16 protein-coding genes are annotated in these 25,405 nt (G+C 65.5%); 5 read left to right on the plus strand and 11 right to left on the minus strand.

Annotation, left to right across the window (positions count from 1 at the left end):
• Nucleotides 1-40: 40 nt before the first annotated feature.
• The 3 genes from waaF to E4L96_RS00280 are packed head-to-tail and all read right to left on the minus strand — an operon-like array spanning nucleotide 41 to nucleotide 4,033.
• Nucleotides 41-1,060, minus strand: a complete 1,020-nt coding sequence (gene waaF, locus E4L96_RS00270; protein WP_135205281.1) for a lipopolysaccharide heptosyltransferase II — start codon at nucleotides 1,058-1,060, stop codon at nucleotides 41-43.
• A gap of 8 nt (nucleotides 1,061-1,068) precedes the next feature.
• The gene (gene msbA / locus E4L96_RS00275) at nucleotides 1,069-2,793 is read right to left on the minus strand and encodes a lipid A export permease/ATP-binding protein MsbA (protein ID WP_135205240.1); all 1,725 of its coding nucleotides are present in this window, start codon (nucleotides 2,791-2,793) and stop codon (nucleotides 1,069-1,071) included.
• A complete protein-coding gene (locus E4L96_RS00280; RefSeq protein WP_135205241.1) occupies nucleotides 2,783-4,033 on the minus strand; it encodes an O-antigen ligase family protein in 1,251 nt (416 codons plus the stop codon). Before E4L96_RS00280 ends, msbA begins: the two co-directional genes overlap by 11 nt.
• A 61-nt stretch (nucleotides 4,034-4,094) precedes the next feature.
• On the opposite strand from E4L96_RS00280, the gene E4L96_RS00285 reads away from it, so the two are divergent.
• Complete coding sequence (locus E4L96_RS00285; RefSeq protein ID WP_135205242.1) at nucleotides 4,095-4,913, plus strand: glycosyltransferase family 2 protein; 819 nt, start codon at nucleotides 4,095-4,097, stop codon at nucleotides 4,911-4,913.
• A gap of 16 nt (nucleotides 4,914-4,929) precedes the next feature.
• Here the strand turns inward: E4L96_RS00285 and E4L96_RS00290 are convergent, their stop codons facing one another.
• The 3 genes from E4L96_RS00290 to E4L96_RS00300 form a co-directional block, all read right to left on the minus strand.
• Complete coding sequence (locus E4L96_RS00290; protein WP_167758552.1) at nucleotides 4,930-5,886, minus strand: glycosyltransferase family 9 protein; 957 nt, start codon at nucleotides 5,884-5,886, stop codon at nucleotides 4,930-4,932.
• Nucleotides 5,876-9,427: a DNA polymerase III subunit alpha gene (gene dnaE, locus E4L96_RS00295; protein WP_135205244.1), complete on the minus strand. Its 3,552-nt coding sequence runs from the start codon at nucleotides 9,425-9,427 to the stop codon at nucleotides 5,876-5,878. Before dnaE ends, E4L96_RS00290 begins: the two co-directional genes overlap by 11 nt.
• Nucleotides 9,428-9,495: 68 nt before the next feature.
• Nucleotides 9,496-10,125: an HAD hydrolase-like protein gene (locus E4L96_RS00300; protein ID WP_135205245.1), complete on the minus strand. Its 630-nt coding sequence runs from the start codon at nucleotides 10,123-10,125 to the stop codon at nucleotides 9,496-9,498.
• A 150-nt stretch (nucleotides 10,126-10,275) separates the two neighbouring features.
• On the opposite strand from E4L96_RS00300, the gene E4L96_RS00305 reads away from it, so the two are divergent.
• On the plus strand, nucleotides 10,276-11,811 hold the full coding sequence (locus E4L96_RS00305) for a class I SAM-dependent methyltransferase (protein ID WP_135205246.1): 1,536 nt from the start codon (nucleotides 10,276-10,278) through the stop codon (nucleotides 11,809-11,811).
• Between the two features lie 56 nt (nucleotides 11,812-11,867).
• Complete coding sequence (locus tag E4L96_RS00310) at nucleotides 11,868-12,737, plus strand: sulfurtransferase (protein ID WP_135205247.1); 870 nt, start codon at nucleotides 11,868-11,870, stop codon at nucleotides 12,735-12,737.
• Between the two features lie 73 nt (nucleotides 12,738-12,810).
• On the opposite strand, the gene E4L96_RS00315 is transcribed toward E4L96_RS00310, so the two are convergent.
• From E4L96_RS00315 to E4L96_RS00335, 5 genes are all read right to left on the minus strand, one after another.
• Nucleotides 12,811-14,151: a TolC family outer membrane protein gene (locus tag E4L96_RS00315; RefSeq protein WP_135205248.1), complete on the minus strand. Its 1,341-nt coding sequence runs from the start codon at nucleotides 14,149-14,151 to the stop codon at nucleotides 12,811-12,813.
• 2 nt (nucleotides 14,152-14,153) lie between these two features.
• The gene (locus E4L96_RS00320) at nucleotides 14,154-15,509 is read right to left on the minus strand and encodes an HlyD family type I secretion periplasmic adaptor subunit (protein WP_135205249.1); all 1,356 of its coding nucleotides are present in this window, start codon (nucleotides 15,507-15,509) and stop codon (nucleotides 14,154-14,156) included.
• 2 nt (nucleotides 15,510-15,511) lie between these two features.
• Nucleotides 15,512-17,377 (minus strand): type I secretion system permease/ATPase, encoded by a 1,866-nt coding sequence (locus E4L96_RS00325; protein WP_135205250.1) that lies wholly within the window; start codon nucleotides 17,375-17,377, stop codon nucleotides 15,512-15,514.
• Nucleotides 17,378-17,575: 198 nt separating this feature from the next.
• Entirely contained in the window at nucleotides 17,576-20,314 is a 2,739-nt protein-coding gene (locus E4L96_RS00330; RefSeq protein ID WP_135205251.1) for a DUF4214 domain-containing protein, read from the minus strand.
• Between the two features lie 379 nt (nucleotides 20,315-20,693).
• Entirely contained in the window at nucleotides 20,694-22,055 is a 1,362-nt protein-coding gene (locus E4L96_RS00335) for a FecR family protein (protein ID WP_135205252.1), read from the minus strand.
• A gap of 223 nt (nucleotides 22,056-22,278) precedes the next feature.
• On the opposite strand from E4L96_RS00335, the gene E4L96_RS00340 reads away from it, so the two are divergent.
• A complete protein-coding gene (locus tag E4L96_RS00340; protein WP_135205253.1) occupies nucleotides 22,279-24,105 on the plus strand; it encodes a CHASE2 domain-containing protein in 1,827 nt (608 codons plus the stop codon).
• The gene (locus tag E4L96_RS00345; RefSeq protein ID WP_135205254.1) at nucleotides 24,105-25,346 is read left to right on the plus strand and encodes a tetratricopeptide repeat protein; all 1,242 of its coding nucleotides are present in this window, start codon (nucleotides 24,105-24,107) and stop codon (nucleotides 25,344-25,346) included. The genes E4L96_RS00340 and E4L96_RS00345 overlap by 1 nt, the downstream gene beginning before the upstream one ends.
• The last annotated feature ends 59 nt before the right edge of the window (nucleotides 25,347-25,405 follow it).

Genomic DNA, 25,405 nt, shown 5'->3' on the forward strand with positions numbered 1-25,405 from the left:
TGGCCAGTATAAGTCTCCCACCGGCCGGGGAAAAGCAAAGTCAGCGCCGGTCCAGCATCGGGACCAGCGCATCCCACGCGGCGCCGGGTTCCAGCTTTTCCATGCAGTTGTGGTGGCCCAGCGGGCAAATGCGCTGGCGGCAGGGCGAACAGTCGAGCCGCAGCGAGAGCGAACGGGCGACGTCGGAGAATGGTGGCGCGTGGTCCGGGTCCGTGGGGCCGTACAGCGCGATCACGGGGCGGTTGAGCGCCGAGGCGACGTGCAACAGGCCGGAGTCATTGGCTACCACGGCATCCGCGTGGGCGATCAGGGCGATGGCTTCGTCCAGGCGCGTGGCGCCTGCGAGGTTGAGCATGCGCTCCGTCCCCGTGATCTGCAGGATCTCGTCGCAGGCCTCGCGGTCCTTCGGGGAGCCGAGCATGCCGACCACCGCGTGCGGGTCGCGTTCGCGGACCATGCGTGCGAGTTCGGCGAAGTGACGCGCGGGCCAGCGCTTGGCAGGGCCGAATTCGGCGCCGGGCGCAAACAGCACCAGCCGGGCATCGCTGCGCACGCCCGCCTTGGCGCAAGCGGCACGTTGCGCTTCCTCATCCACGTGCAGGCGGGGGCGCGGCGCGACGGCCAGGGGTGCGCGCGGATCGTTGGCGAGGGCCGCGTAGAACGGCACCATGGGGCGCGGCGGCTCATCGTCGCGATGGATCACGTTGAGAAGGCCGTAGCGCATCTCGCCCTTGTAGCCCACGCGTTTCGGAATCCCGGCCAGCCAGGGGATCAACGCGTACTTGATGGTGTTGGGGAGCACGTAGGCATCCGCATAGCCGCGGGCGCGCAACTGGCGGGCGTAGCGCCAGCGTTCCTTGAGCTGCAGCGGGCCATGGCGGAACGGCGTCTCCAGCACCTCGGCCACATCCTCCACCGCACGCCACACTGGTGCGCAGGAGGGTGGTGCCAGCACATCGATGGGGCGCTCGGGGTGGGCCTGCTTGAGGCGCTGCAGCAGCGGCTGGGCCATCACCGCATCGCCGATCCAGTTGGGGGAGATGACCAGCGTGCGCTTCACCTGCGAGGTCACGCCGCATCCTCGCTGAACTGCAGGCGATACAGCTTGGCGTACATGCCGCCGCGCGCCAGCAGCTCGTCATGGGTGCCGGTCTCGATGATGCGTCCCTGGTCCAGCACCGCGATACTGTCGGCGCGCTCGATGGTCGAAAGGCGGTGGGCGATGACGATGGTGGTGCGGCCGGCCATCAGGGTGTCCAGCGCCGCCTGTACGGCGCGCTCGGACTCGTTGTCCAGCGCGGACGTGGCTTCGTCCAGGATCAGGATCGGCGCATCCTTGTAGATGGCACGGGCGATGGCGACGCGCTGGCGCTGACCGCCGGACAGGCGCATGCCGTTTTCGCCGATGCTGGTATTCACGCCGTCCGGCAGGTTGGCCACCACGTCGGCCAGATGCGCGGCCTGGATCGCGGCTTGCAGGCGGGCTGCGTCGATCTTCTCCACGCCGTAAGCGATGTTGGCGGCCAGCGTGTCGTCGAACAGCACCACGTTCTGGCTCACCATCGCCAGCTGGGCGCGCAGGCTGGCCAGCTTGATGTCCTCGTACGGCACGCCATCCAGGAGCAACCGGCCCTCGGTCGGCTTGTAGAAGCGTGTGACCAGATTGACGAAGGTGGACTTGCCACCGCCGGAGGCGCCCACCAGCGCGACGGTCTTCCCGGCCGGGACGTCCAGCGTGACGTGGTTGAGCGCGAGACGTTCCTCGTCGCCGTAATGGAAGCTCACGTCCTCGAAGCGCACATGGCCCGCCGGCTTGTCCAGCGTGACGTGGCCGGGGTCCGGCTCGGCGGGCGCGTCGATCGTGTCGAATACCGTTTCGGCAGCGGACAGCCCGCGCTGGATCGGCCCATTCACCTCGACCAGGGACTTGAGCGGCTGCAGCAGCATCAGCATCATGGCGATGAAGTTGGAGAACTCGCCGGACGTCATCCCGGACTGCAGGGCCAGGACGATTACTACCGATACCGCGCCGGCGGTGGCGATCTGCGTGATCGGCACCGTGGCCGCAAAGGCCACCGTCATGCGCTGCGAGAAGCCGCGCAGGGCGTCGCTACGCTGTTCGAAGCGGCGCAGTTCATAGTCCTGGCCATTGAAGACGCGGATCACCTGGTGGCCACGCGCGGCTTCATCCACCACCTGGGTCATCTCGGCGGTGACGCGCTGGTTGTCGCGGTTCAGGCGGCGCAGGCGGCCAGTGGTGGTGCGCACCACCAGCGCGGTGACGGGTACGATCACCAGCGCCACCAGCGTGAGGCGCCAGTTGGTCAGCAGGAGGCCGATCATCAGCCCGGCGACGGTCATCGCATCGCGCACCACGGCCAGGAACACGGAGTTGATCATGTCCACCACCTGGCGCACGTCGCCGATGACGGTGTTGATCAGCTTTCCCGATGACTCCTTGTGGAAGTGGGACACCGGCAAGCGCAGCAGCCGGTGGAAGGCCAGGCGGCGGATGTCGTTGAGGACCCGGCTCATGACCCAGTTATTCAGATAGGCGGTAGCGAAGGTCGACACGCCGCGCAGCAGGAAGATCCCGAGCAGGATCGCGGGCACGAGCCACAGGCTGAATGGCACGCGCGCATTGAACGCGCGGTCGATCAGCAGCTCGAGGGACTTGGTCAGCATGGGCTGGGTGGCCGCGGTGACGGCCATCGCCACCAGCGACAGCGCAGCACGCCCCTTGTACGGTTTGACGATGCCAAGCAGCCGCTTGACGATCACACTATTTTCCATCGTTGTCTTTCGCGTTCAGGCACAGTCCCATGAGCAGGAAGACCAGCAGCGCATACAGCAGGGCTCCACCAACCGACCAGAATATCACCTCGGTAAGGCCAAAGCAGATGTAGCTGGTGACCACCACCAGCCCGGCCAGTGCCAGCGCGACCTGTTGCCGCCCGGGCTGGGCGCTGCGGCGCAACTGGCGCCCGAAGAATACCATTGGCGCCACCAGCACGGGCAGCCAGGCCAGCAGGCCAAGCACGCCGCCCGCGACCAGCACCTGCACCGCGTCGTTCTGGAAGTGCGGCAAGTCCACGATGCCATGGTCCAGGCGGCCCTCGGCGGCCAGCGCGCGCACGCGGCGGTGGGCTGACGCGAGGTCCTGCCCTGTCCACGGGTGCTCGCCAATCAGGATCGACGCGGCCTTCCACAATTCGAGGCGGGTGCCGACATTGGTGAACTTTTGGGTGCCGTTGAAGTAGTTGCGCACATCCGCCAGGCCCTGGTCGACGCGCTCCTGCACACCCGTCTCCGGGACCGCGAAGGCGGCCAGCGCCAGCGCTCCAGCCACGCCAGCCAGTAAAATCACGACGCGGTTGCGCACCAGGCGGCTGTTGGCGAGGAAGACCACGCCCACGGCGGGCAGCGCGAGCCAGGCGCCGCGCGTGCCGGAGATGACGCAGGCGGCGATGCCCGCGATGGCACCGATGCCGAGAAGGGCTGCGTGGCGCGCGGTGCGCAGTTCGGTGGCAGCGGCAATCGCCATCAGCGCGAGCATCAGCGCCTGGTCGCCAAAGGTGATGGGGTTGAGCGGGCCGCCGGGCCGGTCGTTCAGCAGCAGGAAGCGCTCGTGGGCCACGATCGGCACCGCGATCACGAGCCCGGCCACGATGCCCCACCATAGCGCGCGGCGGCTGGGCTGCAGTACCAGCACCACCAGCAGCGCGGTGAAGGCGAAGAACATGCGCGCAGGCTTTTCGAGTTCGGACAGCGGCGTCGCAGCGCGCAGCAGGACCAGCGCGGCATTGAAGACGAACCAGACGCCGAAGCCCAGCACCACCCAGCGCACCTGCGGCCACACGCGCAGCAGTGCGGCGCGCGCGGGCTGGAACAGCACGGCGGCGGCGATCAGGAAGGTGAAGCTGCTGATACTGACCCCGTTGCGGGTGGTGAGGCACACTAGGGGCAGCAGAAAGACCAGCAGCCCGCCAATGGTCTGGGGCAGGCCGGTCTTTTCTTGCGGTTTATTGTTCATTCATGTTTTTGTGGGCTATGCTTGCCATCTGGAGCAATACGAAGACGGCACCGAACATCACATGCAGCAAGGCCCAATCATCTCGGTCGTGGTCACGACCTACAACCGACCGGACGCTCTCGAGGCCGTGATCCGCGCGCTGTTCGCGCAGGACGACCGCCATTACGAAATCATTATCGCCGATGACGGTTCCGGTGCCAACACGAGGGAGCTGCTCGAACGGCTGCAAACAGAGGCACCGGTGCCGCTCAAGCATGTGTGGCAGCCCGACGAAGGCTTTCGCGCGGCGATGGCGCGCAACCGCGGGACGCTGGCGGCGGCCGGCGACTACGTCATCTTCCTGGATGGGGACTGCGTGCCGCAGCGGGACTTCGTGGCCCGCCATCGCGCGCTGGCGCGCCCGGGGTACCTGGTGTCCGGCAGCCGCGTGCTGCTTTCGCCCGGGTACACGGCGCGGGTACTGGGCGAGCGGATCGACCTGCAGTCCCTGAGCGCGGGCGACAAGCTGCGCCTGCGCGCACGCGGCGACATCAACAAGGTGCTGCAGCTGCTGGCCAAGGTGCCGGACGTGGGGCGCGAAAGCAAACGCTTTACCTGGCGCCGCATCAAGAGCTGCAACCTGGCCGTGTGGCGCCGAGATCTGATCGCGGTGAACGGCTTCGACGAGAGCTTCACCGGCTGGGGGCATGAAGACTCGGACCTGGTGGTCCGCCTGTTCAACGCAGGCGTGATGCGCAAGGATGGCGCGTTCGCCACCGAGGTCTTTCACCTGTGGCACCGCGAGGCGCAGCGGGACCAGGAGAGCAGCAACCGCAAGGTCGTCCTGCAGCGGGCCGCAGACGGCACCATCGTCGCCACGCAGGGCCTCGCGCAGCATTGAGCTGCGCGCTTCCGCGCTAGGCCGTCGCGGGTTCGCGGGTGTCGCTGGCGGCCCGCAGGTGGCGGGCATGGAGGAGGACTTCTGCGATCGAGAAGCCGTCCAGAGTCTGCGCAGACTTGGACAGGACGATCGCCGAGGCCCGGCTGCGCGGCCCCCACTGGACCGGCTTGATGCCATTGTTCTGGTAGATGCCGATGACCGGCCGGTCAAAGGCGGAGGCGATGTGAACCACCGCCGTATCGGGACTGACAACGAGATCCGCGCGCTGGCACAGGCGGAACAGGCGCGCGAGATTGCCCTCGCAGCTGACCACCTCCCCCACCCCGCTCTGCGCAACCACCTCGCGGGCCTGGGCCTCATGGGCGCCGCAGCAGGGCAGGCAGAGCGCCGCATCCGGCGCCTGCGCGTGCAGCCCACGTACGAGGGTCACGGCATCGGCGAGGCTCACATTCCGCTCCGCGTCCGCGGCGAACAGGTTAACGACAATGACTTCCTGTCCGCTGGCGAAGGCTGCGTCCAGCTGCGCGCAGCGGGCCTCGGCGCGCACGTCATACGCCAGTTCCCCGTCGCAGCGCCGGCCCATCTGCGCCAGCGCCTCGCGGCAGGCGGCCACCTTGTGCTGCACCGGGCCGCGGTTGAATTCATCCAAATCGATCACGCGGCCGGGCCGCGCGAGCCACAGCAGCAGCTTGTTTTTTTCGCTGCGCGGGCGCAGCCAGGTGACGATGTAGTCGAAGCGTTCGCGCCGCAGCGCCAGCGCCAGCTGGATGGCGTGCTTCCAGCTGCGAATTGCGTAGGTCCAGCGCCTGGCCACGCGAGCGTCCTGCGCCCAGAAGGCATCGGTAACACCGGCGACGGTGGCATGGATCTCGCACGCAGGGTCGAGCCGTTTCAGGCCTGCCACGAACGCCGTGTTGACGATCGCGTCTCCCAGTTTGGAATCGTGGGAGAAGAACAGGACCTTAATACTCAACCGCGACCTCCTTCGCCCCCAGCGCCTGTTCCAGCGCCAGCTTGAGCGCATCGGACGGCGCCACCTTCCAGTCGTCGCCCAGCTGGATCACCGAATTGCAGCCCTGCGGCTGGTAGCGCAGCGCCAGCGGCATGCCGAAGTCGTGGCGGTGCGGCTGCAGCACTTCCTTCAGCTTGGCCGCCGGGATGGGCGCCTGCACCAGCATGTTGAGACGCTGGCCGTAGTGGATGCGGGCGGACACGAGGTCGAACACCTTCTCGGCGGTGATGCGCAGGCCGCCGTTGAAGCGGTCTTCCGACACCTTGCCCACCACCGCCAGGAATTCGTCTTCCTTGAACACGTTCTTGTGCTGCTCGAACAGTTCCGAGTAGATGGTCACTTCCACCACGCTCGACTTGTCGTCCAGCGTGATGATCAGGATCTTGCCGCGCTGGGTCATCTGCGTGCGCACGCCAGTGATCACGCCACCGAGCATGCGCGGTTCGCGCGACGGCTCCAGGTCCGCCAGCTTGCCGCGCACGAAGCGGCGGACCTCGCCCGCGTAGGCGTCGAACATGTGACCGGACAGGTAGAAGCCCAGCGCCACCTTCTCTTCCGCCAGGCGCTCCTTCTGGGTCCACGGAGTGGCCTTCACGTACTCGGGCGGCGCCACGAGGTCGGAATCGTCGCCGCCGAAGAGACTCACCTGGTTGGCCGATGCCGCCGCCTGGTCCGCGCACTCAATCGCAAAGGCGACGGAGGCCAGCAGGATGGCGCGGTCCACGCCGAAGCAGTCCATGGCACCGGCGCGGATCAGCGATTCGATGGTGCGGCGGTTGATCTGCTTGCGGTCTACGCGCTTGCAGAAGTCGAACAGGTCCTTGAACTTGCCGCCTTCCGCGCGCGCCGCGATGATCGCCTCGATGGCGTTCTGGCCGCAGCCCTTGACGCCGCCCAGGCCATAGCGGATGTTCGACACCTGCTTGCCCGTCACGGACTTCGGTTCACCCTCCGGCACGAAGCGGAACTGCGACTCGTTGATGTCCGGCGGGAGGACCGTCAGCTTGCAGACGTCGACGCTGTCCTCGACCAGGATCTTGATCTTGTCCGTGTCTTCCATGGCCAGCGACATGTTGGCGGCCATGAACGCGGCGGTGTGGTGGACCTTGAGGTAGGCCGTGTGGTACGACAGCAGCGCATACGCGGCGGCGTGCGACTTGTTGAAGCCGTAGCCCGCGAACTTCTCCATCAGGTCGAAAATCTCGTCGGCCTTCTCGGTCGTCAGGCCGCCTTCGGCCGCGCCCTTGCGGAAGATCTCGCGGTGCTCGGCCATCTCCTCGGCCTTCTTCTTGCCCATCGCGCGGCGCAGCATGTCCGCGCCGCCGAGCGAGTAGCCGCCGATGATCTGCGCCATCTGCATCACCTGCTCCTGATAGACCATGATGCCGTAGGTCTCGGACAGGATGCCCTCGGTGCGTGGATCCGGGTAGTCGAACTTTTCACCGTGCTTGCGCTTGCAGAAGTCCGGGATCAGGTCCATCGGGCCCGGACGGTACAGCGCCACCAGCGCGATGATGTCCTCGAAGCGGTCGGGCCGCGCGTCCTTCAGCATGCCCTGCATGCCGCGCGACTCCAGCTGGAAGATCGCGACGGTCTTCGCGTCGGTGAGCAGCTTGTACGACTGCTTGTCGTTCAGCGGCAGCTTGGCAAGGTCGAAGTCCTTCTCGGCCGGATCCAGCGCCTTGATGTAGTTGACGGCGCGGTCCAGGATGGTCAGCGTGGTCAGTCCCAGGAAGTCGAACTTCACCAAGCCGACGGCTTCCACGTCGTCCTTGTCGTACTGCGAGACCACGCCCGCGTCGCCGCCCTGAGTGTACAGGGGGCAGAAGTCGGTCAGCTTGCCGGGGGCGATCAGCACGCCGCCGGCGTGCATGCCGATGTTACGGGTAATGCCCTCCACCTGCTGCGCGAGGTCGAGCAGCTGCTTGACCTCTTCCTCGTTGTCCTGGCGTTCCTTGAGCAGCGGTTCCTCTTCGATCGCTTCCGCAATCGAGACCTGCTTGCCCGGCTTGAACGGAATCAGCTTGGAGACGCCGTCGCAGAAGTTGTAGCCCATGTCCAGCACGCGGCCGACGTCGCGGATCGCGCCTTTCGCGGCCATGGTACCGAAGGTGGCGATCTGCGAGACCGCCTGGCGGCCGTACAGGTCCTTCACGTGCTGGATCACCAGTTCGCGCTTCTCCTGGCAGAAGTCGATGTCGAAGTCGGGCATCGAGACGCGCTCCGGGTTCAGGAAGCGCTCGAACAGCAGGTTGTAGCGCAGCGGGTCCAGGTCCGTGATCAGCAGGCAGTACGCGACCAGCGAGCCGGCACCGGAGCCGCGGCCCGGGCCGATCGGCACGCCGTTATCCTTGCCCCACTGGATGAACTCCGCCACGATGAGGAAGTAGCCCGGGAACTTCATCTTGTTGATGGTATCGGTCTCGAACTTCAACCGTTCCTCATAGCGCGGGCGCTGCTTCTCGCGCTCCACCGGGTCCGGGTAGAGCTGCTGCAGGCGCATCTCCAAACCCTTCATGGACTCTGAAACCAGATACTCCTCGATGGTCATGCCCGGCGGGGTCGGGAAGTTCGGCAGCTGCGGCTTGCCCAGCGTGAGCGTGACGTTGCAGCGCTTGGCGATTTCGACCGAGTTCTGCAGGGCGCCCGGCAGGTCGGCGAACAGCTCCGCCATCTCGGCCTGGGACTTGAAGCACATCTCCTCGTTGAAGCGCTTCACACGCTTGGCGTTGGCGAGCATCTCGCCTTCCGCGATACACACGCGGGCTTCGTGGGCGATGTATTCGTCCTTGGCCAGGAACTGCACCGGATGGGTCGCGACGACCGGCAGGCCAAGACGCGCGGCCAGCGCCACCGAGTGGCGCACCTGCTGCTCCTGGTTCGGCTGGCCGGCGCGCTGGATCTCGACGTAAAAGTGGCCGGGGAAAATCGTCGCCCAGCGGCGCGCGGCCGCTTCGGCCTTGGCCAGGTCGCCATTGTCGATGGCCTGGCCGATGTCGCCGAAGTGGGCGCCCGAGAGCACGATCAGGGCGTTGGCCTGGGGCTCGTCCGGGTACAGGGTCGAGGTGCTGGTGGCCAGCGCCTCCAGCCACTCGGTACGGATCTCGGCGCGGCCCTTCCATTGGTTGGTCAACCAGGCTTTGGACAGCAGTTCGCACAGCTGCAGGTAGCCGGCGCGGTTCTTCGCCAGGATCAGGAGGCGGTGCGGCTTGTCGCGGTTGTCGTCGTTGGTGATCCAGGCGTCCACGCCGACCACCGGCTTGATGCCCTTGCCGCGCGCCGCCTTGTAGAAGCGCACCATGCAGAACATGTTAGCCAGGTCGGTCACCGCGAGCGCGGGCTGCTGGTCCTTCTTGGCGGCGGCCACCAGGTCGTCGATGCGCACCAGGCCATCGACGATCGAATACTCCGAGTGGACGCGCAGGTGGACGAAACCGGGACCTGCAGGCTTGGCGGGGACTTGGGCGGCTTCCGGCGGGGCTTCCAGGACGTCGAGACTCATGGTGGTGGCGGTGCGAAATGCAGGGACAGACGATCCTCTATTCTACCCTCAGGCGCAGGCCGGGCCGGTCATTTTTTGCCCAGTTTTGCGAGTTCCGGCACGCTTGCGAATTCGATATCGGGGCTGCACCGGCGCAGTGCGTCCAGAGGTGCATAACCCCAGCCGACTGCACCAAAAGCGACACCCGCCTTGCGCGCCGCGGCGGCGTCCGTATCCTGGTCGCCGATGTAGATGGCCTGCGCGGCGGGCACGCCAGTGTGGCGCAGGACGGCGCGGATATGGCCAGCCTTGCCGAAGATCGACATGCCACATTCGTACACGCCGGGCAGCGCGGCCATGTCCGGGCCGAGGATGCGGCGCACGTTGTGCTCCGAATTCGAAGAGACGATCGCCAGCCGCACGCCGCCGTCCATCAGGGCCCGCAAAGTTGGGCCGATGCCGTCGAACAGAGGGATGTCGTCCGCGTGCTCGCGCATCAGGGCGATGAAGCTGGCGGAGGCGGTGGGCAGCTTCCAGGCCGGCATGCCGACCAGCCGCATCATCTCGCGCACACTGTGGTGGCGCAGGCTGTCCGCGCGGGCCACGTCGATGCGCTTGAACCCGTGCCGGTCCGCGATCTGGTTGAAGACGCTGAGGAAGAACGGGAAGGAATCGGCCAGCGTGCCGTCGAAGTCGAAAATGGCGAGGCGGTAGCTCATCGGGGGCTGGTCAAAGTTCCATGCTAGCCGCATTTATAGCCGCCGCCAATGTCCCGCCACCGCAGCGGTTAACTTTCAATTAAGCTCGACAATCTTGTGCAAACCGCTATCATCCGCGCGAGGCCGTCTTGGCCGGATAAGGAGAATGAGATGGGATGGACTGAGGGCTATGCCTCGGATGTCGAATACGTCGCCGGTTACTACGGCGAGCAGGGTCCGGACCTGCTCACCTTCGCCTGCCTGATGAACGGGATCGAGCCGATCGATACGAGCGCTCCCTTCAACTATTGCGAACTCGGTTTCGGCCGCGGACTGACCGTCAGCTTGCTGGCGGCAGCCAATCCGCATGCGCGCTTCTACGCCACTGACTTCAACCCGGCGCACGTGGCGGGTGCCCAGCGCCTTGCCGACCGCGCCGGGCTGGCCAACCTCACCCTATTGGAAAACAGCTTCGAGGAGCTGGCTGCGGGCGCCGTGCCGGACTTGCCCCAGTTCGATTTCGTCACCCTGCATGGCATCTACACTTGGGTGAACGCAGAGGTCCAGCAGCAGATCCTGCGTTTCCTGAACCGGTACGTGAAGCCAGGTGGGATCGTCTACGTGAGCTATAACAGCATGCCCGGCTGGGCGAGCATGGCGCCGCTCCAGCGTTTGCTCTACGAACACGCGCAGCTTCAGGTGCGCAAGGCGGACCAAAACGTGCAGTCGGGGGTCGACTTCGCGGTCTCCCTGGCACAGCATAAACGTGGCTTCTTCGCCAACAATCCAGCGCTCGAAGCACGCCTTCAGGCGGTGCAAAAGGCGTCTCCGAACTACCTTGTCCATGAATACATGCACCCGCACTGGCAGCCGGTCTACCACATGGATCTGGCGCGCCAATTGGCAGAAGCGAAGCTGGAATATGCGGGCCGGGCCGAACTAGCCCTCAACTACTACCGTCTATTCCTGCCCGACACCGCGGTCGAGCAGATCGACGCCGTCGCCGACAGCGCATTCCGCGAGACACTCAAGGATTACATGTCGCATACGCCGTTTCGCAAGGACGTCTTCGTGCGTGGGGCGCGGCGCATCGGCAAGCACGCGCTGGGGGCTTGGCTGAACCGCTTCGCCATCGCGCCTCTTACGCCTCCGGAAAAGATGACCACCGAATTCAAGACGGCGCAGGGCAAGGTCAATGGGCGCCAAGAGGTCTATCAGGCGCTGTTTGACGCCCTAGCCACCGGCCCCAAACGGCTCAGTGAGCTGGTTGGCCTGCCGCACTTCGAAAGCGCGGCAGCCGTGGTGGAGGCCGCGGCCCTATTGGCCGACACCCAGCAGGCCATGGTATTCCAGGTACGCGCGAATCCAGCTACTCAGACCGCGCAGGCCTTCAACCGCATCCTGGCACAGGAAGCGCGCTATTCCGACGAACTGCTGGGCGGCTTCGCCTCGCCGCTGACCGGCAGTGCGCTGCCCGGAGGGATGTTCGAGATGCTGGTTTTCGATGGGTTGTCTCAAGGGGTTCCCCCCGAAGGCGAGCAGCTGGGGCGCCACGTGGCCAAGGTGCTGCGCGAGAATGGCCGCGTGTTGCGCCAGGAGGGCGTGCCGGTCACCGATCCGGACAAGGCGGCAGAGTTGGTACGGGCTGGCGTCGCCCCCATCCTGGACGCCCATCTGCCGCGGTGGCGCACCCACGGCATAGTGTGATCCGCAGCACAGCCGGAGGTATAATGGAGGGTCCTGTTTCGCCCATGTGAACGATTATGCAAGCCGCAGCACCCTCCTCCGCCCCCTACGTCAATATCGCCGCTTACAAGTTCATCTCCTTCGATGACACGGAGACGAAGCGCCCGGAATTCCAGGCGATCTGCCAGAAGCTCGACCTGAAGGGCACGATCCTGCTGACGCCCGAAGGCATCAACATGTTCCTGTCCGGGACGCGCGCGAACATCGACCGCTACCTGGCCTGGCTGCGCCAGGACGAGCGCTTTGCGGACATCGAGGTGAAGGAAAGCTATTCGGCCGAGCAGTCGCACAAGCGCATGCTGGTGAAGCTGAAAAAAGAAATCATCACTATGCGCATGCCCCTCATCAAACCGGAACTGGGCCGCGCGCCCGCGGTGGATGCGCAGACCCTCAAGCGCTGGCTGGACCAGGGGCATGATGACGCCGGCAAGCCGGTGGTGATGGTCGATACCCGCAACGACTATGAAGTGGACGTGGGCACGTTCGAGAATGTGGTCGACTACCGCCTGCACAAGTTCACCGAATTCCCGGCCGTGATCGAGGCGCACAAGGCGGACTTCGAGGGCAAGACGGTGGTGACCTTCTGCACCGGCGGAATCCGCTGCGAGAAGGCGGCGATCCACATGCAGAACGTCGGCTACGACAATGTGTACCAGCTCGAAGGCGGGATCCTCAAGTACTTCGAGGACGTGGGCGGCGCGCACTACACGGGCGACTGCTTCGTGTTCGACTACCGTACCGCGCTCAATCCGCAACTGGAACCGACCGAGACGACCCAGTGCTTCGCCTGCCGCGCCGTCGTGACGCCGCGCGAGCAGCTGTCACCGGAGTTCGTGGTCGGCGTCTCCTGTCCGCACTGCGCGAAGGACAAGCAGAGCGCGGCGTAACCAGCACTGCCCCAATGAAAAGGCCGGACCTGCGCGAGCAGTCCGGCCTTTTGTCTGACTGGCCAACGAAGAATCAGATCAGGTTCGTCGCCACCGTCTTCACGTCGGTCGTATCCAGAGTGCCTGCCGCCACGCGCAGGCGCAGCACGGCCAGCAGGTAGGCGTAGCGGGCCTGGGCCAGGTCGCGCTTGACGTTGATGAGCTGCTGCTGCGCGTTGAGCAGGTCCAGGTTGATGCGCACACCGCCCTTGATGCTCTGCGTGGTGGCTGTCACCAGCAGCTGGGCCGAGCTGACTGCCTTTTCCAGCGCATTGATGTGGGTGACACTGGACTGTACCAGGTCGTGCGCCCGGCGCAGCTCCAGGGTCACGCGGCCGGTACGGGCATCGAGGTCCGCCTGCGCGCGCTCATATCCTGCCGCCGACTGGCGGGTCTGCGCGGTGATCTGGCCACCCGAGAAAATCGGGATGTTCACCTGCACGCCGATCGAGCGGTTCAAGCTGTTCTGCTGGTAGGTGTTGAGGGTCTCGGAATCATTCTTGGCGTATTGCGCCACCAGGTCCACGCGCGGCGCATGCTGGGAACGGGATCGCTGAATGTCGATGCGGGCGGCTTCCACGGACTCGCGCGCGGCCAGGACGTCCTTGTTGTTGCGCAGCGCGATGGCACGCCAGTCTTCGAAAATCTGCGGCTCCAGGGGAGCGAAGCGGAACTCCGGTTTGATCTCCTGCAGCTCGCCCGGCTCCATGCCGATGATCTCGGCCAGCGCATGCGTATTGGCCGCCAACGTGTCCTGGGCCTCGATCACCTGAGCCTCAGCCTGGTCGAGCCGAGCGGCCGTTTCCAGCATGTCGGTCTTGGTGCCCTCGCCTTTTTCGAACAGGCGCGCGTTGACCGCCGCCTGTTCCTTGTACATGTCGCGCTGGGCGATGGCCAAGGCCAGGGTGTTCTTCGCCAGCGCAGCGTCGAAGTAGGCGCTTGCCATGCGCAGCACGGCCTGGTCGGTCTGCGATCCAAGCAGGAAATCCGCCGACCGTACCTGGGCCGATGCCTCGCGGTAGCGCATGATGCCCTCCAGGTCGAGCAGCGGCTGACGCATTGACACCGAACGCCCGCGGCTGATGTACTGCGGGTGCGTCAGGCCACCGAAGGGACCGAAGGTCTGCAGGTCGGCGCGGTTCTTATTGGCGTAGTAGCTGGCGCTCACATTCGGCAGTAGCCCCGCTCGCGCTAGCGCCTTGTTCTCGCGGGTGTAGGCGTTTTCGTGGATGCTGATGCGGTAGGTGGGGTCGTTCTTCAATGCGGCCTCGTAGGCCTGCATGAAGGTCACGGCACCGGCCTGGCCGGCGGCGGCCAGGCCGGCCACCGCCAGGGCGAGACAACGAAGCGGGCGAAGAGGCGATCGCAGGCACATGGTCATTCCTCCGACATCGAGCTGTGGGCGCGGTCGAAGATCGGCTTGAGCAGGTAGCTCATCATGGTGCGCTCGCCAGTCTTGACAAACAGCTCCACCGGCATGCCGGGGCGGACTTCCAGATGATGCGACGAGATCAGGCGCGCACCTTCCGGCGTCACGCGGGCCCGCACTTTGTAGTACGGCATGCCGGAATGTTCGTCCACCGCACGGTCGGCCGAGACAGTAGTGACTTCGCCCGGAATGTGCGGGGTTTTGTTGCTGTTAAAGGCCGAGAATATCAGATCGACCTTGAGGCCTGGATGGACGCGATCCACCAGGTTGACCGGCAGCTGCCCTTCCACAATCAGCGGATCGTCCGCTGGCACCAGGTCCATCAGGCGGTAGCCCGGCGTGACCACACCGCCGCGGGTGAACACGTTGAGGCCGACCACGATGCCATCCACCGGCGCTTTGACTTCGGCATTCGCCAAATCGTACTCGAGCGCGGCCAAGCGGGCCTGGAGGGCGTCCGCTTCTTTCTCGATGTCAGTCAGCTGGGTGCGGGCATCGCGCTGGAATTCTTGCACGCGCTGGGCGCGGCGCAGGCCCATCTCCAGCACCTGGCGGTTGGCGCGGCCGATATTGCCGATCGCTTCCGACACCGCGCCGCTCAGCTGGGCGTAGGTGCGCTGGGTGTCGAGCAGGCGGTTACGGGCCACGTAGCCTTCGGCGGCCAGGTCCCGCATGCTGTCGAGCTGCTCCTTGATGATGGTCATCTGCTGCTTCATGCTGTCGCGCGACTCTTCAAGGCCGCGGGCCTGCATCTTGAGGCCGGCGATGTTCTCGTCAATGGCGCCCAGTTCGTTCTGCAGCGCCAGGCCGCGCGAGATCATCAGCTGGTTCTGCAAGGACATGGCGTCGTTCACGCGCGGATCAGTGCGGTACGCTTCGAGCGTTTTCGGGAAGGCGATGGTCTTTTTGCCTTCCAGTTCCGCATGCAGACGTGCCTCGACGGCACGGGCGGCATAGTATTGGACGAGGTTAATGTCGGCCTGCGACTTGCTCTGCACGGCGTTCATGCGGACCAGCACCTGGCCCTTCTTAACAACATCGCCGTCCTTGACCAGGATGTCGTCCACGGTGCCGCCAGTCAGGTGCTGCACCGCCTTGCGGTTGCCTTCCTTGGTCACGAAACCGTTTAGCGGAACACCCTTGTCGAGCGGAGCGAAAGCGGCCCAGAGCAGAAAGATACCGACGCCCGCGAGCACGATCAGCCAGCCGAGACGGCTGTAGCGCGAGGGGTCGGTGTGTACGGTCAGCGGCTCGACATCGTGCGACACGACTTCGGCGGGCGACTCTTTGCCAATCAGCTTCATATTCATTCCTGTTCCGCCGCAGAGCCGTTCCCGGCCGGTGCGGTCTGTTGTGCCATCTGAGTGGCTTCAGCTGCTGCAGCCTGGCGGGCGGCCTCCTGACCGTCCACACCCGAGTCCGGCTGGGTTTGGCTCTGCTGGGCCTGTTGCTGCTGGCGGGCAGCCTGCATTTGCTGCTGAGCCTGCACGTTGCGCTGCTGTAGCGCGGCGAGGACCTGCTGGGTCGGACCGTACATGTCGCCCACGCCGTCGCGCAGCACCAGCAGCTTGGTGGTGGCGGCAATCGCGCTGGTGCGGTGCGTGATCAGGACGATGGTCTTGCCGCGAGCACGCAGATCCTGGATTGCCTGCACCAGGGCCACTTCACCAACGTCGTCCAGGTTGGAGTTCGGTTCGTCCAACACGACCAAGGCAGGGTCACCGTACATGGCGCGGGCCAAGGCGATCCGCTGCCGCTGGCCACCGGAGAGACCGGCGCCGCCTTCGCCCAGCGCGGTGTCGTAACCTTGCGGCAAATGCAGGATCAGGTCATGCACGCCGGCCCGCTTGGCCGCTTGCACGACCTTCTCCGGATCGACTTCGCCGAAGCGGGCGATATTGTCGCTGACCGAACCAGCGAACAGTTCGATATCCTGCGGCAGGTAACCGATATGCGGCCCGAGTTCGGCCTTGTTCCAGGCATAGATGTCTGCACCGTCCAGGCGCACCTTGCCCGCAAAGGCCGGCCAGATACCAACCAGTAGGCGTGCCAAGGTCGACTTGCCCGAGCCGCTCGGGCCGACAATGCCGACCACGTCACCTTGGTTGATGGCGAAGGTCAGCCCCTTGATGACGGCGGTCTGCGAGCCCGGCGGGGCGGCGGTGACGCCTTCCACGGTGACCGCACCTTGCGGCTGGGGCAAGGCCATACCGGCGTCACGCTCGGGATAGGCTTGCAGCAGGCTGACCAGGCGCTCGTAGGAGCTGCGCGTGTTCGCCCAGCTTTTCCACACGGATATGATCTGCTGCACCGGCGCCAGCGCGCGACCGACCAGGATCGATGCTGCAATCATCATCCCCGGAGTGATTTTGTTGTCGAGCACCAGCAGGGCACCCATGCCCAGCACCAGCGACTGCAGTGAGGTCTGGAAGAACTTGGTACAGGCCTGGACGATGCCGGCGCGTTCGCTCGCCTCCGCCTGCAGGTGCAGAAACTTACTGTGTAGCTTGAACCAACGGCCCAGCAGGTTCGGCAGCATGCCCATCGATTCGATGACTTCGGCGTTGCGCAGGTTGTTGGTGGCCAGGTTGCCCGACATGACGGCCATCGCATTGGCGGCCTTGAGTGGTTCGTGGGTCACCTTCTCGTTGATGTAGGCCAGCAGCACCAGGATCGCCGTACCGCACAGCGCGAACAGGCCCAGCCAAGGTTCGAAGGCGAAGATGACAAGCAGGTAAACCGGGAACCAGGGAGCATCAAAGAATGCGAACAGGGCATTCCCGGTCAAGAACTGGCGCACGTTCGTCAAGTCGCTCAGGGCTTGGCCCGCATTGGATCCGGCGCGCTTGAGGTTCTGCTCGAAGGCGGCGGTGTAGACGCGCTTGTTGAGCTGCATGTCCAGCTTTGCACCCACCCGCACCAGCACGAAGCTGCGCATCATGTCGAGCGCCGACATCAGGAGGTAGGCCCCCAACATCATGAGGGTCAGCATCAGCAGGGTGATCTCGTTACGGCTAGCCAGAACGCGGTCGTACACCTGGAGCATGTAGATCGACGGGACCAGCATCAGCAGGTTGCTGACGGCACTGAAGGCACCGACGGTGGCGAACGTTTTCTTGAAGCCCGCGAGTGCGAGCTGGATTTCGTTCTTGGGCTGAGGAGTTTTTTTCATTGACGGTGATGGTCGGATAAGCGCCTGGGCGCGGGCGCGCTACAGACGAGGCTGTGGCCACGCGCCATTATCTACCAAAACCGGGCAGAAATGTGACGTACATCACATTTTTTTACAGATAGAGACGAAAAAGCCCCACGGCCAGGGCCGCAGGGCTTTTGCGAAGAGACTGGCTCCCGAGAGAGCCTGGATCCAATCTTAGACCACGAAGAAGTGGTCGCCGCCGGTGGTTTCACCCAGTTGGGTGACGCCGGTCACGCCGACCAGCTTCACAACCGCGTTGCTGTCGCCATCGAACACGAAGGTGTTACCCAGGTATTCGAAAGCCACCACTTCGCCCGCGCCGTTGGCGGCTGCATCAGCCACTGCCAGGGCAGCAGCCAGGTCAGCCGGACCTGCACCGGAGAACACCAGCACGCCCTTGGCATTGACCGAACCGGTCACGCCGCCGGCGGTGAAGTCACCAGCATCAGCCACGCCACGGGTCGCGGCGAAGAACAGAGTGTCAGCATCAGCCTGGGCAGCAGCCTTGGCAGTTGCGTCCGAACCCACTGCAGCAGCAGCAGCCTTCTCGAAGTTGGCCACGGATTCGAAGCCAGTCGAGCCAGCCGACGAAGCAGCCACGGTCACGGTGTCAACGCCCGAACCCAGCTTGATGGTGCCGGTATCGGAGACCGAAGCGGTCGAGACCGACAGACCACCGGTCGAAGCCGAAGCGTCGATCGAGGTCAGCTTGGTGCCGACGTTGTTGACGGTCAGATCCAGGTGCTGGGCGCCGGTCACGGTGATCGCGGTGGCTTTCGTCGCTGCGTCGTACACCAGGACGTTCTGCGAGTTGGTGCCGCCCGAGGTCACGGACAGGGTCGTCGCTGCGGAACCGGTCAGGTTCAGGGTGGTGACGTTGTCGGTAGCAGCGGTTTCGCCAGTCTTCGAACCTGCCTTGTTAGCATACGAAGTGTCGAACACAGCGCTCAGGGAGGTGGCGTTGGTGGCCACCACTTTTGCGCTTGCGACGTCGTCGCCAGCAGCTTCGGCACCTTGGTCAGCGTCCATGGTCACGGTCAGCGCGCCAGCGGACTTCTGGGTCAGGGTCAGGGTCGAGGCCGTGCCCATGTCGCCAGTAGCACGGAAGCCCACGTTGGCACCGATGTTGGTCAGGGTGCTGTTACCAGCCAGGATGTCCGAACCGACGAACTCGGTCACGGTGTTCTTGGTTGCCAGGATATCCACGTCCAGGGTCTTTGCCAGACCGGCCACGTCGAACAGGTCGAAGCCAGCGAAGGCGCCGATGTTCGATGCACCGACCAGGGTCAGGGCCAGAGTGTCGCTGCCTGCGCCGGCGTCGATCACGTCGTCAGCATTCACAGCCACAGCCGAGGTGAAGGTGTCGGTGCCATCGCCCAGGTTGACGGTCAGCTTGCCGGTGCCACGGGTGGTGACGGTGACGGTGTCGTCGCCTGCGCCGCCATCAACGTTAGTGGTGCCGTCGCCGGTGGTGGTCACGGTGATGCTGTCGTCGCCTGCGCCGCCGGACACAACTGCGTTGATGCCGTTGGTCTTGTTGGTGGTGGTGTGCAGGGTCAGGTCGTCGTCGCCCGAACCGCCTTTGATGGTCGAAGCGTTCACGTCGCCAGCGAAGGTGATGCTGCCGCTCGAAGCCGAGGCGTCGAAGGTGGTCACGTGCTTGGTCGAACCGCCGTTCTCAACCAGGGTCACAGCTGCGTCCACGCCGCTGTTCACGGTCACGGTCTGCTTGTCCTTGCCGATGGTCATGGTGGTGGCCAGGGCCGGCACAGCGCCGTTGCCGTTGGTGTCATCCACGGTGCCCGACAGGTTCAGGGTTTCAGCGGTCACGCCCAGGGTCGAGGTCTCGGCCACAGCGTCCAGCGCGACGTTGGCGGTGCCCGAAGCCGAAGCCACGGACAGAGCTTGTGCGGTGCCCTGGAAGGTTGCGGTGGTGGTCGAACCCAGGTTGGTGACGGCACCAGCCTTGGTCACTTGGGTGACGTTGGTTGCGCCTTCGAACTTCGAAGCGTCCACAGCCGGAGCTGCACCGGTGTTGCCGGTGTTGTCGATGATGATGTTCTCGACGTTGGACACTTTGCCAACCAGGTTGGCGTTGAACGCAGCTGCGCCTTTAACTTCGATGAACAGGGTGTCGGTACCAGCACCGCCGTCGATCGTGTCGACCGAGTTCAGGGTGGTGGTGTCAGCGCCGGTGGTGGCGTTGAACGCGAACGCGTTGATCTTGTCGTTAGCCGAGGTGCCGGTGATGGTGTCCAGACCTTGGGTCAGGTTGTAGGTCTGGCCCGGGTTAGCGCTGTTCACCAGACCCTGCAGGGTGGCGTCCACGGTTGCCTGGAAGGCGGTGGCGTCGGTGGTCGAGGTGACCTTGCCCAGCATGTCGCGTGCGGTCGCAGCGGCAGCGTTGCCCGAGTAAGCCAGCAGTTCTTCGCCGGTGTCGATGCCGGTGGTGAAGTTGGTGGCGATTGCGACCTTGGCGTTCACCAGGGCTGCATCCTTCAGGCCTTGTGCGGTGTCGTTTGCCAGCGCGCCTTGCATGATGGCGATCGCGGCGTTCTCACGCGACAGCTCGTGGTTGTCGAGCTTGTTTGCCCAGTAGATCAGGCCGTCTGCATCGCCAACGCGATTCAGAACGTTCTTGTAGATCTGGCCCACGAACGCCAGGTTGTCGGCGTTGTTGTACAGGGCTTTGGCTTCGTCGCTGTTGCTGAAGCTGGTGTTGATCAGGGTCTTGACGGCGGTGTTCTGGCCAGCCGGCGATGCCAGGGCAGTAACCAGAGCGTCGATGTCGGTCGGAGCGTGGATTGCGTCCAGCGCTTTGGAGAAGTTTTCCAGACCGCGCGGATCGGCCGGACGGCCGAAGTAGGAAATGTACAGTTCCTGTACGAGTGCGGTGTAATCAGCTGCTGCCATGATGGGTCCTTATAAGGATTGAACTACCAGGTTATTTAAGTCCGCTACCGGGCTCCACCGTTTGTCCGCTGGAGCTTGGTTGCGGAATTCGGGGTGTATCTTGCCACACCCCTGTTCAAATGTTGTGACAGCCGTCACAAGATCTGAATTTTTTGCGGCTGTCGTCAAAAAACATCAAACGCCGAGCCTGAATATTTACAATCGAGCTGATCCGTACGGTTGCAATTGCTGCATTTACCGACTGCAGAGCGCATACGGATGCTCACCAAATCTCACTTTTTGCTAGACGTAAAAAAGCCGCCCCAACGTGTGGGGCGGCGAACATTGTCGGTTTGACGAAACGATAAGTCAAGAAACCTGTGCTTTTGGCGCGCGGCACTCAGCGCGTCCACCGGGTGATACCGCTGGCCACCAGGCCACCAGGAGTCGACGCGGAACTGAAGCTGTACACCGCCTCGTTGGCGCTGGACCCGCCCAGCAGGCCATGCACCTTGCCGCCTTGCGACAGCAGCGAGCTGCCGAACACGCCGTTGCGCGCGATCTCGCCCGTGGCCGACACATTCACCTGCCCCATGTCGTTGTAGACAGTCAGCGAGGTGTCGAACGAACGCGCTCCGAAGTCCACGCTCAGCTTGGCGTCCTTGACGGATGCCGCCTGCGCCAGCTGCGTATCGCGCTGGAGGAAGGCTTCGCTCTCGGTCAGCGTGAACGATGCCTTGCCCTCCGTCGGCAGGACGAACGAAGAGCTGTTCGGGCGGCCGATCAGGTAGGCGCCGTACAGCACCGTGTTCTGCCCCGCCTCCGCCTTGATCTTGGCGATCTCTTCCGGCGTGGTGGCCAAGCCGGCGAACGACTTCCAGCGCCCCCAAATAATCTCCGGCGGCCCCTTCGGCACCTCCACCGGCGGCGGAGGCGGCGGCGTGATCGGATCCGGCTCCGGCTCGACCACCACCACCGGCGGCGGCGTGATCGGGTCGGTCGGCGGCTTCGGCGGCAGCTGCTGGTTCAGCACCTGCCCCGTGCTCTTGGCCACATCCAGGCTTACATCGCCCATGGTGCCCTTGGTCAACGGGGTCGGCGCAACCTTGCCGACCGGCTCGTCCGGCCGCGCCGGCACGTTCAGCTCCGGCGCCACCGCGGCACCCTGCAGCAGCTGCGGCACGTTCTGGCCGCGCTGCACCTGCAGCATCACGTCTGGCCGCCCGGCAAACAGTTCGCGCGACGCGGCGCCTTCGCACGGCCCGCCGCCTTCCGGCCCGCAAGCGCCCGCAAAGCCGCTGACGACCACGCCGCCCGACACCACCGACACCCACGAGCTCTGCTCATTGGTGTAGACGATGAAGTCGGTGCCGCGCACGCCAATGGCCGCGACCGGGGTGTTGAAACGGAAATTCTGGCGCGCCTGCTTGACCGCGGTGCCCGAGATCGACCGCGCCACGCCCGACAGCAGCTCCAGCTTGACGCGGGTCTGGGACGGATCGGCCTTGTCCACGTGGTAGGCCACGACCTTGGCGCGCGAATTCGGGCGCAGGATCAGGAAGCCGTTGTCCACGGTCTTCATATAGATATAGCCGTCCGCACCGGTGCTCAGCTCGTCGCCTTCCTGCACCGCCGCCTCCAGGGCAGCCGGGCGCGTTGCGACCTGGGCCTTGCCGGCCACGAACACGACCCGGCCCGCCTCTTCGGCGGACGCCGCGGCCGCGAGGGCAAACAGGCTGAACAATAGTATGAGCTTGCGCATGGTGGTTTTCTCCTAGCGTGCATTGTGCGCGCCTGATCCCTACGGTGCTGTGACCGCCGTCACATTGTACAGTGCGCCCGTGTGGAACTTTTCAGCAATTTCGTCACCACATGTAACGGACTCGTCCAGACTGGTCCGACGGTGGTTCTGCCCGGCACAAACCGGTATACTGCGCCATTTCCACCGTATCGAGAGGCTTAGTGGACCGCCGTCCACGCACCCGATGAAGCTGCCGGCTACCTTCCGCGACCTGCGCGGCCCCGTCGTCCTGGCGCGGCTGGCCATCTGCAGCGCGGCCGTGCTGCTGGCGGCCTGGGCCGAACTGGGCGGCCTCGCCCGTCCCGCCGACGAGTGGCTGCGCGACGCCTTCATCCGCCTGCACGCCTCCCCCGCTCCCGAAACCCGCATCTTGATGGTCGATATCGACGAAGCCACCCTGGGCCGGCACCCCTGGCCCTGGCCGCGTGCGCGCATGGCGGACCTGATCGAGAACACGCTCCAGGCCGGCGCGCGCGGGGTGGCGCTCGACATCACCTTCAAGGAACCGGCCGACCCCGAGGGCGACGCCCGCCTGGCCGCGCTGGCCGGACACGCCCCGCTGGTGCTGGCCCAGCTGCTGGACTTTGCGCCCGGGCCCGATCCATTGCGCGGCGGCGTGCTGGTGGGCGGCGAGCCGGCGCCCGCGGGCAACGGCAAGCCGGCCTCCGGCTTCCTGGCCAACCACGCCGGGCTGGCCCACGCCCAGTACGCGGGCAACATTACCATCGAGCCGGACCGCGACGGCATCCTGCGCCGCGTGCCCATGTACAGCTGGTTCCAGGGCCGCCGCTACCCGACCTTGACCCTGGCCCTGCTCGGCTGCTGCGCCGGGCCGGTGCCCGAGGTCCCCAACGTGATGCGGGTGCCGCTGGCGCGCACGCCCGAAGCCTACGCCAACGTCTCGGCCGGCGATGTCCTGGACGGCCGCCTGAGCCAGGCCCAGGCCGCTGGCAAGCTGGTCCTGATCGGCTCCAGCGCCCTGTCCATCGGCGACAAGGTCGCCAGCCCGCTGGGCTCCTACACCCCGGGCCTGCTGATTCACGCCGAACTGCTGTCCGGCCTGCTGGACCTGCAGGCCGGGACCGCCCCCACGCCCTGGCCCGGCCGCACGCTGGGGATGCTGTTCGGCCTCGGCCTGGCCGGCCTCGCCTTCCTGAGCCTGCCGCGTTTCTCGGCCGTCACCAATGTCTTGCTGCTGGCCGGCGCCGCCGCCCTGTGGCTCGGCGTGGCCTATGCGGCCGCGCCGCACGACCCGACGTTCTCGACCGCCGGCCCGCTGCTGGCCGCCCTGTTCCTGCTGGGCGTGGCCGTGCCCTTCCACTGGCAGCTGGCCCAGCGCAAGTCGCGCCAGCTGCTGGGCACGCTGCGCCAGTACGTGGCCACCTCGGTGGTCGACGAGCTGCTGCGCCGCGACCTGAAGGATCCGCTGGCCCCGCGCCAGCTGGAAGTCACCACCCTGATCGCCGACCTCGAGGGCTACACGACCCACGTCGAAGCCCTCCCCGTGGAAGAGGCCGCGCGCCTGACCACCGGCTTCCTCGACTGCCTGACCCGCCCGGTACTGGACAAGCACGGCACCCTGGACAAGTACACCGGCGACGGCCTGGTTGCCTTCTGGGGCGCCCCGCTGCCGCAGGACGAGCACGCCGACCTGGCCCTGGACGCCGCCCTCGCCATCCTGGAGGAGGTCCAACGCTTCTCCGCCGCCCGCGAGCGCGACGGCAAATCGCGCCTGCGCGTGCGCATCGGCATCGAAAGCGGCACCGCCATGGCAGGCGACTACGGCAGCAGCCTGCGCAGCATCTACACTGCCGTCGGCGACAGCGTGAACACCGCCGCCCGCCTGGAGCAAGCCGCGCGCGACTACCCGTACGACGTCATCATCGGCCAGGGCACCGTGGCGCGCGCCAGGCGCCACCGCTTCCTGACGCTGGGCGAGCGCATGCTGCGCGGCAAAGAAAAACCGGTCACGGTCTACACCTTCGACCTCCCGGCGCGGGAGGCGGCCTGATGATCTGGATGCACCGGCTGCGTGCCGGATTCGCCGCCCTGCTGCTGGCCTGCGCCCTGCCCGCGCTGGCCAACGAGACGGCGCCGCCGGAAAAGGAACAGGAGCTGTACCTGAAGGCCGTCCAGCTGATGGGCGAAGGCAAGCTGGAAGAGGCCCGCGCGGCGCTGGAGCACCTGATCGAGCTGGAACCCCAGCACGCGGGCGCCTGGCTGGACCTGGCCATCAGCCAATGCTCGCTGGGACACGCGGTGGAAGCCGAGCGCCTGTTCCGCGAGATCGAAGTGCGCTTCGCCCCCTCGGTCGGCATCCTGGAAGTCATCAATACCAACCGCCAGACCGGCTGCCGCGGGTGGCAGCCGCGCAGCTTCTGGGGCGCGGTGCTCACGCGTGGCTTCGATGACAACGTCAACCAGGGCGCCAGCAACCCGGTGTTCGTGATCGGCAGCGGGTCCAATCAGGTCGAGCAGACCCTCTCGCCAGACTATCTGCCGCAAAGCGACGGCTATGCCCAGCTGGCACTCGACTTTACGCGCGAGCTGAGCCAGAAGGGCACGCTGGCCTTTGCCCAGGTGCGGGCCCGCCGCTACGACTCGCTGCGCGCACAGGACACCGCCGCCGTGCTGGCGGGCGTGCTGCGTCCGTTCACCATCGGCAACTGGGGCGCGCGGGCCAGCGGCAGCGTCAGCGCCGTCACGCTGGGTGGCAAGATGTACCAGAGCCAGGCGCTGGTGCAGGGTCAGCTGGCGCCGCCGTTCAAGCTGCCGGGCCAGTTCGACTTTGCGCTGTCGGGTGCGCTGGGCCACGTGCAGTACGTCAGCCGGCATGCCTTCGACGCCGACAATGGCGAGGCGGGCGTCATGCTGCAGCGGCGTGGCGAGGGCCAGCAGCTGCAGCTGGGCCTGGGGCGGATGGCGGACCGTGGTGCCACCGCGCGTCTCGGCGGCAACCGGCATGGCTGGTACGGCTCGGCCCTGTACCAGTGGCGTATCAATGAACATTTCAGTAGCGAACTGGGCTGGAGCAGGCAGGACTGGCATGGCCAGACCGTCTATTCCGAAGGACTGATCGATGTGGTGCGGCACCAAAGCACGCGCCAGTGGCGCCTGGGCGGCAGCTGGCAGATCAACAAGCACAACAGCCTGCAGTTTGAGTGGCGGGACATCCACAACCGCGAGAACATCTCGCTGTTTCAATATAATGGCCATGCTGTTCAGCTGAATTGGCGCTGGGACGGACCGTGAGGCGTCAAAATTTAAAACATGGTCACGCCGTCCAGCGGTCGGTGCGCCGGGACGGGCCC

Source organism: Zemynaea arenosa, assembly GCF_004614185.1.
Classification (GTDB): Bacteria; Pseudomonadota; Gammaproteobacteria; order Burkholderiales; family Burkholderiaceae_D; genus Telluria; species Telluria arenosa.